The sequence below is a fragment of the uncultured Lacinutrix sp. genome (assembly GCF_947500605.1).
GTDB lineage: Bacteria > Bacteroidota > Bacteroidia > Flavobacteriales > Flavobacteriaceae > Lacinutrix.
This window is the reverse complement of record NZ_CANMSJ010000004.1, coordinates 55,081-68,238: the sequence shown is the minus strand read 5'-3', so window position 1 is coordinate 68,238 and position 13,158 is coordinate 55,081. Positions and strand designations below refer to the sequence as shown.

At 34.4% G+C, this 13,158-nt stretch carries 14 protein-coding genes; 13 read left to right on the top strand and 1 reads right to left on the bottom strand.

The features are described 5' to 3' along the window. The first annotated feature begins 198 nt into the window (after positions 1–198). Positions 199–813, top strand: coding sequence for a DUF4230 domain-containing protein (locus tag Q0935_RS07410; protein WP_299384017.1), 615 nt, complete (start codon positions 199–201; stop codon positions 811–813). On the opposite strand, the gene Q0935_RS07405 is transcribed toward Q0935_RS07410, so the two are convergent. Beyond that, positions 808–1,113: a rhodanese-like domain-containing protein gene (locus Q0935_RS07405; RefSeq protein ID WP_299384014.1), complete on the bottom strand. Its 306-nt coding sequence runs from the start codon at positions 1,111–1,113 to the stop codon at positions 808–810. The genes Q0935_RS07410 and Q0935_RS07405 overlap by 6 nt on opposite strands. 46 nt (positions 1,114–1,159) lie before the next feature. On the opposite strand from Q0935_RS07405, the gene Q0935_RS07400 reads away from it, so the two are divergent. The 12 genes from Q0935_RS07400 (at position 1,160) to paaZ (ending at position 13,110) form a co-directional block, all read left to right on the top strand. Next, positions 1,160–1,735 carry a TetR/AcrR family transcriptional regulator gene (locus tag Q0935_RS07400; RefSeq protein ID WP_299384011.1) on the top strand — a complete coding sequence of 192 codons (576 nt, stop codon included), beginning with the start codon at positions 1,160–1,162 and terminating at the stop codon, positions 1,733–1,735. Between the two features lie 61 nt (positions 1,736–1,796). Continuing rightward, a complete protein-coding gene (locus tag Q0935_RS07395) occupies positions 1,797–2,870 on the top strand; it encodes a 2Fe-2S iron-sulfur cluster-binding protein (protein WP_299384008.1) in 1,074 nt (357 codons plus the stop codon). A gap of 177 nt (positions 2,871–3,047) precedes the next feature. Then, positions 3,048–4,004: a 1,2-phenylacetyl-CoA epoxidase subunit PaaA gene (gene paaA, locus Q0935_RS07390; protein WP_299251046.1), complete on the top strand. Its 957-nt coding sequence runs from the start codon at positions 3,048–3,050 to the stop codon at positions 4,002–4,004. Positions 4,005–4,081: 77 nt separating this feature from the next. Beyond that, complete coding sequence (paaB, locus tag Q0935_RS07385) at positions 4,082–4,372, top strand: 1,2-phenylacetyl-CoA epoxidase subunit PaaB (protein ID WP_055435018.1); 291 nt, start codon at positions 4,082–4,084, stop codon at positions 4,370–4,372. A 123-nt stretch (positions 4,373–4,495) separates the two neighbouring features. Then, positions 4,496–5,251, top strand: a complete 756-nt coding sequence (gene paaC, locus Q0935_RS07380; RefSeq protein ID WP_367275017.1) for a 1,2-phenylacetyl-CoA epoxidase subunit PaaC — start codon at positions 4,496–4,498, stop codon at positions 5,249–5,251. A gap of 139 nt (positions 5,252–5,390) precedes the next feature. After that, positions 5,391–5,891 carry a 1,2-phenylacetyl-CoA epoxidase subunit PaaD gene (paaD, locus tag Q0935_RS07375; protein WP_299384005.1) on the top strand — a complete coding sequence of 167 codons (501 nt, stop codon included), beginning with the start codon at positions 5,391–5,393 and terminating at the stop codon, positions 5,889–5,891. A 146-nt stretch (positions 5,892–6,037) separates the two neighbouring features. Beyond that, complete coding sequence (locus tag Q0935_RS07370) at positions 6,038–6,823, top strand: enoyl-CoA hydratase-related protein (protein ID WP_299251050.1); 786 nt, start codon at positions 6,038–6,040, stop codon at positions 6,821–6,823. Between the two features lie 146 nt (positions 6,824–6,969). Then, positions 6,970–8,151, top strand: a complete 1,182-nt coding sequence (locus Q0935_RS07365; protein WP_299384002.1) for a 3-hydroxyacyl-CoA dehydrogenase NAD-binding domain-containing protein — start codon at positions 6,970–6,972, stop codon at positions 8,149–8,151. A gap of 77 nt (positions 8,152–8,228) precedes the next feature. Further along, positions 8,229–8,633, top strand: coding sequence for a PaaI family thioesterase (locus Q0935_RS07360; protein WP_299384651.1), 405 nt, complete (start codon positions 8,229–8,231; stop codon positions 8,631–8,633). Between the two features lie 59 nt (positions 8,634–8,692). Beyond that, the gene (locus Q0935_RS07355) at positions 8,693–9,199 is read left to right on the top strand and encodes a hypothetical protein (protein WP_299251055.1); all 507 of its coding nucleotides are present in this window, start codon (positions 8,693–8,695) and stop codon (positions 9,197–9,199) included. A gap of 2 nt (positions 9,200–9,201) precedes the next feature. Further along, a complete protein-coding gene (gene pcaF, locus Q0935_RS07350; RefSeq protein WP_299251057.1) occupies positions 9,202–10,416 on the top strand; it encodes a 3-oxoadipyl-CoA thiolase in 1,215 nt (404 codons plus the stop codon). A gap of 192 nt (positions 10,417–10,608) precedes the next feature. Continuing rightward, entirely contained in the window at positions 10,609–13,110 is a 2,502-nt protein-coding gene (paaZ, locus tag Q0935_RS07345) for a phenylacetic acid degradation bifunctional protein PaaZ (RefSeq protein ID WP_299384648.1), read from the top strand. Positions 13,111–13,158 lie beyond the last annotated feature (48 nt).

Sequence of the window (13,158 nt, the reverse complement as noted above, 5' to 3'; positions counted from 1 at the left end):
GTAGTATAAGGACTACAATTTATGTTTTTAACGTTTTTACATTTCGTTTTAACGAAAAAATAATTGAACCTATTAATTTAAAATTAAATTCACGTGCTATTAATCATCAACTTGCTAAAACATCAATTACTTTATTAAGTCAATCTCTTAATGTAATTGGTGTTTTTTTTATGCTCTATTTTTAATTACCTTAGTTCTATGAGAAAAATTCTATTCGGAGTCTTAGTAACTTTAGTAATTCTTTTTACTTTTAAATACTGTGATGATCAGCAAAATGAAAAAGTAACTTTAAAAGAGAATTCTGCATTAATCCAAGAATCGCTAAAAAACGTTGGTAAGCTTGTTGTTACAGAAGGTCATTTTAGTCAAGTATTCAATTATAACAACTCTAAAGATTTGTTTTCGAATTTAATATCAGCAGAAAAAAAAGCATTAGTTGTTGTTAATGCAGATGTTACTATTGCTTACGATTTAAGTAAGATTGAATATAAAATAGACGAAAAAACGAAAACACTCACCATCTTAAGTATTCCAAAAGAAGAAATAAAAATTAGTCCAGATTTTGAATATTACGATATTCAGGCAGACTTTTTAAATCCGTTCGAAGCCAAAGATTATAATGGAATAAAGGAAACTGTAAATAAACAATTACTAAAGAAAATTGAAGCTTCAGAATTAAAATCTAATGCCAAAAACAGACTAATTAGTGAATTGTCTAAGTTTTATATTCTAACTAACTCATTGGGTTGGACGTTAAAACACAACGAAAACCCAATAACTAGTTTAGAGGAATTTTTAGGTTTTAAGCTATAACTTTTTTTTTAGTCCTGCCCATCCACCACCATTTGTAGCTTCAATATTATTTAAGTTTAAAAATTTAGCAGCTTTTGCCGAGCGAACACCACTTTGGCAGCAGGTAATCACAGGTTTTTTAAAAGCTTTTACTTCGTTTACTCTATTATGTAAATCTTGCAAAGGAATATGTTTAGAACCTTCAATATGTCCATTGTCCCATTCGCGCTGCGTTCTCACATCTAATATTACAGCTCCATTTTCTAAATAAGTTTCTACTTGACGTTTTTTTGCGCCAAAAATAAAATCTAAAAATCCCATAGTCTTTCTTTTTGTATAAATTTACAACAAATAAAAGCAAGTCGCATTGAAAACAGAAACACGAAAAGACGAAATTATAAAAACTGCTGCCAAACTTTTTAAAGAGAAAGGCTACAGTGCAGTAACAATGCGAGATTTGGCAACAGCAATGGGAATGAAGGCTGCAAGCTTATATAATCACATAAATTCTAAACAAGAAATATTAAAAATTATCATTATTTCTATAGCCGAAGAATTTACAAAAGGCATAGAGGTTATTTATAATTCAAATAATAATAGCCTCGATAAGTTAAGTCAAGTTATTGCACTTCACGTAAAAATAACAACCAATAGCACAAACGAAATGGCATCTTTAAATAACGATTGGATGCATCTAGAAGGGCAATTAGATCATTATTTAGCATTAAGAAACAACTACGAAGCAACTTTTATAAAAATTATAAACGAAGGCATTTCGTCTTCCGAAATAAAACCAGTTAATCCAGAAATTATAATGTTTACAATGCTTTCCACTTTAAGGTCGCTATTTCTTTGGATTCCCAAAAAAGAAGAACTTAACGCAAACGATTTAGCTAATAACCTAAGTGAAGTCCTCGTTAAAGGAATTAACAAAAAGTTATAAAATAATTTTGTAGCTTTGTTGAGTAGACTAACAAGTGTTAGTTTTTATATTAAGTATAACTATGGCTCAATTTTACAAGCTTAAAATCAAGGATATATACAAGGACACAGAAGATACTTCTGTTATAGATTTTCACGTTCCTACAGAACTTGAAAACGAATTCATTTTCCGTCAAGGTCAGCATTTAACACTAAAAGCAGACATTAATGGAGAAGATGTTCGTCGTTCCTATTCACTTTGTTCAAGTCCAACAGATAAAAAATGGAAAGTCGCTGTAAAGCTAATTCCAGGAGGTAAGTTCTCAACCTACGTAAACGAAAGTTTAAAAGCAGGAGACGAACTAGAAGTAATGGCTCCAAGTGGAAACTTCGGAGTTCCAGTGCAACCAGAACAAACTAAAAATTACTTGTTTTTTGCAGCAGGAAGTGGTGTAACACCAGTACTTTCAATGATAAAGGCACACTTAACTGCAGAGCCAAATGCAACTTGTAAACTGTTTTATGTAAATAAAACAGCAAAATCTATTATCTTTAAAGAAGAACTAGAACAACTGCGTAATACATTTTTCGGCAGACTAGAAATCTATTATTTCTTAACTAAAGAACGTAGAGATATCGAGTTGTTTAATGGCAGATTCGACGATGAGAAAATGCAAGTGCTAACAAAAACGTTTATCGATATTCCAGATACTAACGAAGTTTTTCTTTGTGGTCCAGAAAAAATGGTAAACTACGTAAGCGAGTATCTAATAAATGCAGGATTGCCAAAAGAATTAGTGCATTTCGAGCTGTTTGTAACCGGACTTTCAGACGAAGATATTAAAAGAGCAGAACGTCTAGCAAAACAAAATGTAGAAGGTGTCGAGGTAACTATTGTAGATGGCGGAAAAGAATTCTCTTTCACCATGACCAAAGACTACGACAACATTCTAGACGCAGCCTTGGGAGCAGGAGCAGATTTGCCATTCGCATGCAAAGGTGGAGTTTGTAGCACCTGCAAATGCGAAGTCAAAGAAGGCGCAGTCGAAATGAAAGTAAATTACGCATTAAGCGATAAGGAAGTCTCACAAAATCTGGTGTTAAGCTGTCAAGCAGTACCAACAACAGACAAAGTCGTAGTAGACTTTGATGTTTAAAATAATGGCGTTACCCTAAAGGGTCAGGCTTTTCGCTATATCTTTTTTAAGAAAAATAAAAAAGGATGTCGCTACAATCCTTAACGCGCCAACAGCTAAAGGCCAACAGCCATAAGCTAAAAAAAAAGAAGTTCAACACGCTAAAGGCTAAAAGCCAGAAGCTAAAAGCTTAATAATATGAGTGAAGAGCAAATAAAAAATCTAGAAACGCAATTCGAAGCACGTATTGCAAGAGACGAGAAAATAGAACCAAAAGATTGGATGCCAGAAAAATATCGCAAAACGCATATTAGGCAAATGTCGCAACACGCACATTCCGAAATTGTAGGAATGCTTCCAGAAGGAAACTGGATTACAAGAGCGCCTTCATTACGTCGTAAAGTTGCTTTATTAGCAAAAGTACAAGACGAAGCTGGACATGGATTGTATTTATATTCTGCTTGTGAAACCTTAGGTGTTTCTCGCGAAGAATTGTACGAGCAACTACACTCTGGAAAAGCAAAATATTCTTCAATATTTAACTACCCAACAGTAACTTGGGCAGATATGGGAGCCGTAGGTTGGTTAGTTGATGGTGCAGCAATTATAAACCAAGTACCATTATGTAATACATCTTATGGACCATATGCACGAGCAATGGTTCGTGTTTGTAAAGAAGAAAGTTTTCATCAGCGTCAAGGTTACGAAATCATGATAAAGCTAGCTAACGGAACTCCTGAGCAAAAAGAATTAGCTCAAGATGCTTTAAACCGTTGGTGGTGGCCAAGTTTAATGATGTTAGGTCCTACAGATGCAGAGTCTATACATACCGAACAATCTATGAAATGGAAATTAAAACGTAAGTCTAACGACGATTTACGTCAGCAATTTATAGATCAAACAGTGCCTCAAGCCGAATTAATTGGGTTGACAATTCCAGATGCAGATTTAAAATGGAACGAAGAGCGTCAAAGTTACGATTTCGGAGAAATCAATTGGGACGAGTTCTGGCAAGTAGTAAAAGGTCATGGACCAATGAATAAGGAACGCATGAAAGCACGAGTTGGTGCATGGGAAGAAGGAGAATGGGTTCGTGATGCAGCTATGGCTTACGCAGAGAAGAAACAAGAAAGAAAACAAAAACAAGCAATTTAAATTTCATTGTCAGTTCGAGTGAAATTGCTCTTTTGCAATTTTGTATCGGGAACAAGATGAAAAAACACATATAAATTATGTCTGATAAAAAAAACTGGCCACTTTGGGAAGTCTTTGTAAGAAGTAAAAACGGATTAGAACATCGCCACTGCGGAAGTTTACACGCTGCAGATGAAGATATGGCTTTAGAAAATGCACGCGATGTGTACACAAGAAGAAGCGAAGGTGTTAGTATTTGGGTTGTAGAATCTAAAAATATCACAGCATCAAATCCTGAGAATAATGGCGAAATGTTTGAGCCAGCTCACGATAAAGTATATCGTCATCCAACATTTTACGATTTACCAGACGAGGTAAAACACATGTAAAATTCCTGCGAACGCAGGAATCTCATAAATTGAAACTAAACGTCACTTCGAGTGATTCCGTTTTTTTATCGGAATTGTATCGAGAAGTAATTAAATAGATACCCACTTTCGTGGGCACTTAAGATGAAAAACGAAAACTTATACAAATACATTCTAGGTATCGCAGATAATTCACTAATTCTTGGACAAAGATTAGGGGAATTAACAGGTCATGGACCAAGTCTAGAAACAGATATTGCATGTACAAATATGTCTTTAGATTTATTCGGGCAAGTAAGAAGCTATTACCAATATGCTGCTAAAATTGCAGGAGATAATAGAACCGAAGATGATATTGCAATGCTTCGTAAAGAAAGAGAATATGTAAATGTATTATTGGTAGAACAACCAAATACAAATTTTGCATATACAATGGCACGTCAGTTTTTATTCGATGTATACCATTTACTTTTTTTACAAGAATTACAAAAAAGTAAAGATTTAACATTGTCTGCAATAGCAAACAAATCGATAAAAGAAGTAAGTTATCATTTGCGTTTTTCTTCAGATTGGATAAAACGTTTAGGTGATGGAACAGAAGTAAGTCATCAAAAAATGCAAGATGCTATAGATGGATTATGGACGTACACAGACGAGTTGTTTCATCAGACAGAAGCAGACATAGCAATGGTTTCAGAAGTAATAGGCGTAGATGTTACTAAATTAAAAGAGGCATACTACAATAAAGTAAATGCTGTTTTAGAAGAATCTACTTTACAAATCCCAGAATCTAAATGGTTCCAAAAAGGAGGTAAAAAAGGAATTCATACAGAGCATTTAGGATATTTATTAAGCGATTTACAATATATGCAAAGAGCTTACCCAAATATGGAGTGGTAATCAATTTCTACGAAATCAGGAATCTCATAAATTGAAAAAAATGTCACTTTGAGTAATTCCGATTTTTTATCGGAATTGTATGGAGAAGCAATAAAATAGAATGTCATTCAGAGCTAAGCGAAGAATCTCAAAATAAAATATGACAACAACAGAACAAAATATAGACCAAATCTTAATTCCAATTCTGGAACAAGTTTCAGATCCTGAAATTCCGGTATTGTCAATAATGGATATGGGAGTTGTTCGTACAGCTGTTATAGAAAATGATATTGTAAAAGTTCAAATAACACCAACTTATAGCGGTTGTCCAGCAATGGATGTTATTGGAGACGATATTAAAGCTGCATTAAAAGCAGAAGGATACAAGTCTGAAATAGAATTAATTCTAGCTCCAGCTTGGACAACCGATTGGATTACACCAAGAGGTAGAAAAGCTTTAGAAGATTATGGTATTGCAGCACCTTTAAGTGCAGAAGCAGATATTAGTGTTTTGTTAGAAGGCAAACGTTTGGTAAAGTGTACCAATTGTGGTTCTACAAACACAAGATTAGTAAGTCAGTTTGGCTCAACAGCATGTAAAGCACAATTTCAATGTGACGATTGCCAAGAACCGTTTGACTATTTTAAATGCCTCAAATGATCGTCATTGCGAGGAACGAAGCAATCTCATAATTAGATTGTCATTCATAGCGAAGCGAAGAATCTCACAAAATAGTAGTGAGGTTATAAATTGAAGAATTTGTCATTCCGCACCCGATGCGGAATCCAGAAATAATAAAATAAGGTATGAGTAATAATTCAATTCTTTTAAAAATAGAAAACAAAGTAGCATACATCACGCTAAACAGACCAGAGGTATTCAATAGTTTTAATCGTGAAATGGCATTTTTATTACATGACACATTAGATGCTTGTGAAAAAAATGAAGAAGTGAGAGCAATTGTTCTTACCGGAAACGGAAAAGCTTTTTGTGCAGGTCAAGATTTAAAAGAAGTTACAGATCCAGATTTAAATCCAGGATTTAAAAAAATACTAGAAGAGCATTACAATCCAATAATTACAAGAATTCGTTCTATTAAAAAACCAATTATTGGAGCTATTAATGGAGTAGCAGCAGGAGCAGGAGCAAACATTGCTTTGGCTTGTGATGTTGTTGTAGCGCATGAAAAAGTAAGTTTTATTCAGGCATTTAGTTTAATCGGTTTAGTTCCAGATAGTGCTGGGACTTTCTTTTTACCAAGATTAATCGGGTTTCAAAAAGCATTAGCATTAGCGATGTTAGGTGATAAAATTGGAGCTGAAGAAGCTGAAAAAATGGGAATGATTTATAAAATGATTCCTTTAGAAAGTTTTGAAGAAGACGTAAATAAACTAGCTTTAAAAATGGCAAATATGCCAACCAAAGCTCTTGGTATGATTAAAGAATTGTTCAACAAATCAATGACAAATGATTTAGAATCGCAATTGGCTTTAGAATCTAAATTACAAATAGAAGCAGCACAAAGTAATGACTATGCAGAAGGTGTTGCGGCATTTATAGAAAAACGTAAACCAAACTTTAAAGGAAACTAAAAGTTGTCAGTTCGAGTGAAATTGCTTTTTCAGCAATTTTGTATCGAGAACATTAGTTTGTCATTCAGAGCACAGCGAAGAATCTAACCAAATATAAGTTAATGTCATTCCGCACTTGATGCGGAATCTACAATAAAAGAAAATATATGAACGTAGGAATCATAGGAGGAGGAACAATGGGAAGTGGCATCGCACAAGTTGCTGCAACTTCTGGTTGTAAAGTAAAATTATACGATACTAATCAAGCTGCTTTGGATAAAGCAAAGGCAAGTCTCGAAAAAATATTATTGCGTTTAATAGAAAAAGGAAGAATTGATATTTCTGAAAAAGATAGAATTCAAGCAAACATATCTTATGTAAACAATCTAAAAGATTTAGCAGATTCAAACCTAACTATTGAGGCTATTATTGAAAACCTTGACATCAAGAAAAAAGTGTTTTCAGAATTAGAAAGCTATGTTGCAGACGATTGTATTATAGCATCAAACACATCAAGTTTATCTATAGCATCTATTGCAGCATCACTTAATAAACCAGAACGTTGTGTAGGGATTCACTTTTTTAATCCAGCACCTTTAATGAAACTGGTTGAGGTTATTCCAGCTATTCAAACATCAAAAGAAGTGCTTGAAAAAGCAATAGAAACTATTAAGGATTGGAAAAAAGTAGTAGCAGTCGCTAAAGATACTCCAGGATTTATAGTAAATAGAGTGGCAAGACCATTTTACGGAGAGTCACTAAGAATTTACGAAGAAGGATTAGCAGATTTTGCGACCATTGATAATAGTTTAAAGTCTTTAGGCCATTTTAGAATGGGAGCATTCGAACTTATGGATTTCATAGGAAACGATGTTAATTATACAGTAACCGAAACTGTTTTTACAGCATTCTATTTCGATCCAAGATACAAGCCATCATTTACTCAAAAACGTTTTTCAGAAGCAGGCTATTTAGGTCGTAAATCTGGAAAAGGATTTTATGATTACAATGCAAACGGCAAGAAAATAGAAGACTCAAATGTCATTCAGAGCGATAGCGAAGAATCTCAAAAATTAGCAAACCAAATATTCGATAGAGTTCTAGTAATGTTAATCAATGAAGCAGCAGATGCATTGTTTTTAAACATCGCTTCAGCAGAGGATATTGATGTAGCAATGACTAAAGGTGTAAATTATCCTAAAGGATTATTGGCTTGGGCAGACGAAAAAGGAATCGATTGGTGTGTGTCAAAATTAGATGCATTGTATAACGAATACCACGAAGATAGATACAGATGTAGTCCATTATTACGTAAAATGAACAGAGAAAATAAAACATTTTTTAATTAGAGTGTCATTCAGAGCGAAGCGAAGAATCTTATAATGAGATTACTACACACTTCGTTCTCTCAATGATAAAACAGAACATGAAAGGCGAACAAATTCCATATAAAATGCTATCTCAAGATGCTTACAGCACTTGGTTAGGAATAGAAATTCTAGAATGCGAAATCGGACGATGTAAAGTCGGAATGACCATTAGAAAAGAAATGCTAAACAGCATGAACAAAGCACATGGTGGAATTAGTTATTCATTAGCAGATACCGCTTTCGGATTTGCAGCAAACACACATGGTAAATACGCAGTTTCTATCGAAACAAGTATTAATCACATCGAAGCATTAAACGAAGGCGATTATATAGTTGCAGAATCGATAATAGAAACTGTAAAAAACAGATTAGGCTTTAATATTATTGAAGTAAAAAGAGGAGATGAAATGGTTGCGCTTTTTAAAGGTGTGGCTTATCGTACTCAAAAAAAATGGGAATAATTACTTCAAATAGAGAGTGAAGTAGTGGTTCGTGAATAAATAACTAAAAAAACAAGAAAATGATGAAAAAGAGTATACTATTAATTGCACTATGTTTTTTTGCATTTGGGTTTTCACAGCAGGATGATACTTCAAAAGCTGATGATGAAAAGTTAGAGCAGGCTTTATCTATGATGTATAAGTCTAATATTGATATGGAAATAGACGAAAAAGTCTATTCAATAGCTCAAGGAAATTCATATTTAACTGAAGATCAAAAATCTGCTATTATAGGTATGGTTGTGCCTTCTTCTTATGAGGATATGAAAAAAGATTTAGAAAATCAGAAGGCAAAAGCTGGTATGACAATACTAGATAAAGGAGAAGTGACTCATGAAGATGGTAAAAAGATGCTTTTTATTAAAAGTAGCTTAGAGAGAGAAGGAGAAGTATATATCATGTTCATTTATTGTAAAGAAAATGATGAAGAATCTTCAATTATGATTACTTCTTATTTTGAAAAAAATAAAGAGAATAAGTATTTAGATTTGATTCAAAAAGCAGCGTTTTCTGCTAAATTAAAATAATTATGAAAGAAGCATACATAATAGACGGTATTAGAACACCAATAGGAAACTACAAAGGCACATTATCTGCTGTAAGAACAGACGATTTAGGAGCATTAGTAATTTCAGAAATCGTAAAACGAAACCCAAGTATTCCAAAGGAAGCTTACGACGATGTTATTATGGGTTGCGCCAATCAAGCAGGAGAAGACAATCGTAACGTTGCGAGAATGTCATCACTATTAGCAGGATTGCCATTCACAGTACCAGGAGAAACAGTAAACCGTTTATGTAGCTCTGGATTATCAGCAATAATTCATGCAAATCGTGCCATAAAAGCAGGAGATGGAGACGTCTTTATTTCTGGAGGAGTCGAGAACATGACGCGTGGACCATACGTTATGGCAAAACCATCATCAGCATTTGGAGGCGATTCTAAAATGTATGATTCTACTTTTGGATGGCGTTTTATCAATCCTAAAATGCAGCAAATGTATGGAACAGATGGGATGGGGAACACTGCCGAAAATCTTGTAGAAAAATATAATATATCAAGAGAAGATCAAGATAAGTTCGCACTTTGGAGTCAGCAAAAAGCAACCAAGGCACAAGAGAACGGAAGATTAGCAAAAGAAATTGTTACTGTAGAAATTCCACAACGTAAAAAAGATCCAATACAATTTTCAAAAGACGAGTTTATAAAACCAACATCATCTTTAGAAGTTTTAGGAAAACTAAGAGCAGCCTTTAAAAAAGAAGGCGGAAGCGTAACAGCCGGAAACTCTTCAGGGTTAAACGATGGAGCAGCAGCAACAATTATAGCAAGTGAAGACGCAGTAAAAAAATACAATTTAAAACCATTAGCACGCATAGTAAGTTCTGCAGTGGTTGGTGTCGAGCCAAGAATTATGGGTATTGGACCAGTGCAAGCTTCAAATAAAGCATTGGCAAAAGCAGGTTTAACAATGGACGATATGGATATTATCGAGCTTAACGAAGCCTTTGCTGCACAAGCTTTGGCTTGTATTCGCGCTTGGGGATTAGCCGATAACGATCCAAGAATAAATCCAAATGGAGGAGCAATTGCTATTGGTCATCCGCTTGGTGTAACAGGTGCAAGAGTCGCTTTTTCAGCAGCTTTAGAGTTGCAAGAAACCAACAAGCGTTATGCGTTGATTACTATGTGTATTGGTGTTGGTCAAGGTTATGCAGCAATTATTGAAAATGTAAGTAAGTAAAATAATTTGGGCGTTACCTAAAGGTCAGGCTTTCGGCAGTCGCTTTTTTTGAGAAAAACAAAAAAGAGCTTCAACAAATGCCTCAATCCCTAACGCACTTAGCTGCTAAGGTTAATGATAATTCTTAGTTGTAGTAAAAAATAAAGTTTTGTCATTCCTGCGCAGGCAGGAATCCACTATAAAGTAAAAATGATGAATAAAATACAGCATTACGTTCAAGGACAATGGACAACAGGTAAAGAAGAAGGTACACCAATTCTAGATGCAGTTACTGGCGAAGCTTTTACTAGCATCGCTATTGAGGGTTTAGACGTACCAGAAATTCTAAACTACGGAAGAACAAAAGGAGGAGAAGTCCTTCGTAAAATGACTTTCCAAGAACGTGGTAACATGCTTAAAAGTTTAGCATTATATCTTACGAAAAGGAAAAATTCATTTTACGAATTAAGTTATAGAACTGGAGCAACCAAAGTAGATAGTTGGATAGACATCGAAGGTGGTTTTGGGAATTTATTCGCTAATGCTTCATTACGTAAACTATTCCCAAATCAACCATATCACGTAGAAGGTGATGCTATCGATTTATCTCGTGGCGGACGTTTTATGGCGCATCATATCATGGTGCCTAAAAAAGGAGTAGCAGTACATATTAATGCATTCAATTTCCCAGTTTGGGGAATGTTAGAAAAATGTGCAGTAAACTGGATGGCTGGAGTGCCTGCTGTAGTTTTACCAGCACCTTCCACTTCTTATTTAGCTGAAGCTGTAGCAAAAGAAATAATCGCTTCCGGTATTTTACCAGAAGGTGCACTACAAATTATAAACGGAACCGTAAAAACAATTCTTGACACTGTAGAGTCTCAAGATGTAGTAACATTTACCGGTTCAGCAAAAGTAGGACGCTTACTAAAAGCACATCCACAATTAATACAAGAATCTGTGCCATTTACAATGGAAGCCGATTCTTTAAACGCATCCATCTTAGGAGAAGATGCCGTTCCTGGAACACCAGAATTCGACTTGTTTATTAAAGAAGTAAGAAAAGAAATGACGGTTAAAGCTGGACAAAAATGTACTGCAATACGTAGAATTATTGTTCCGCAAAATTTAGTAGAAGATGTGCAAACGGCATTATCAAAAGCTTTAGACAAAGTAACTATTGGAGATCCAAGATTGAAAGAAGTTAGAATGGGATCTTTGGTAAGTCATCAACAAGTGCAAGCAGTTAGAGACTCAGTAAATGATTTATCTAAAGAAGCACAAATCGTTTATGGAAGTTTAGATGAAATAAACACCATTGGAGCAGATGCTAAAAAAGGCGCTTTTATTAGCCCGATTTTATTACGTTCTGATCATCCTTTTGAAAATACAATAATTCACGAACGTGAAGCCTTTGGTCCAGTAAGTACCATTATGCCTTATAAAAACTTAGATGAAGCTATTCTATTAGCTCAAATGGGTAAAGGGTCGTTAGTATCTTCAATTGCCACAAATGACGATAAAATTGCTAAAGAGTATGTAGTTAATGCAGCATCTCATCACGGTCGTATTATGGTGGTTAATCGCGATATGGCTAAAGAAAGTACAGGTCATGGTTCGCCATTACCATATTTAGTTCATGGAGGTCCTGGACGTGCTGGAGGAGGAGAAGAAATGGGAGGAATGCGTGGAATAAAACATTATTTACAACGTACAGCAATCCAAGGTTCGCCAACTACAATTACAGAAATTACTGGAATTTACCAGCAAAACGCAAAATATAAGGAAGCAGAAATGCATCCATTTAAATACCATTGGGAAGATATTCAACCAGGAATGTCTATGAAAACCCATAGACGTACATTTACAGATACAGATATTATCAATTTTGCAAATGTAACTTGGGATCATTTCTATGCGCATACAGATATTACATCTTTAGAAGGAAGTATTTTTGAACAAAGAACTGCACATGGTTATTTCATTATTTCAGCTGCAGCAGGATTATTTGTATACCCTAACAAGGGACCAGTTTCTGCGAATTACGGATTAGAAGAATGTAGATTTTTAAGACCATTATATCACAACGATACGATTTATGTAAGACTTACTTGTAAGCAAAAAGTAGATAGAGATGTCGCTTCAGCGGAACATCCAAGCGGAATTGTAAAATGGTATGCCGAAATTTTTGATGCTAATACCGATGAGAAAGTAGCATTCGCAACAGTCTTAACTATGGTTCAGAAAAAGCAAGAAGTTTTAACTGAAATGACTGAGGATAAAATAAGCGAATGTCTTTATGTATTAAAAGAAGATGCAAAACCTAAATGGGGAATTATGACACCTCAGCATATGATTGAGCATTTAGAATACACTTATAAAATTGCATCAGGAGAGATTCAAGATTTTGAAATAGCAACGCCAGAAAAGATTTTAGATAAAGTCCATAATAGTTTATGGAACTTTGATAAGTTTCCAAAAAACTCTCAATTTCCTCAATTAGAAAAAGATACTTTAGACGCATTAAAGCATCCTGATCTAGCTACAGCTATAGATAAGTTTAAAACACAACGCGAAAAGTATTTAGAATATTTTAAAGAAAATCCTGAGGCTAAATTAAAGAATTTAGTTTTCGGAGAATTGAATAAATACGAATCGTATTTGTTAGAACGAAAACATTTAAATCATCATTTCGAACAATTCGGATTAATATAGTTTGTCATTCCTGCGCAGGCAGGAATCCACAATAGAAAGTTATAATAT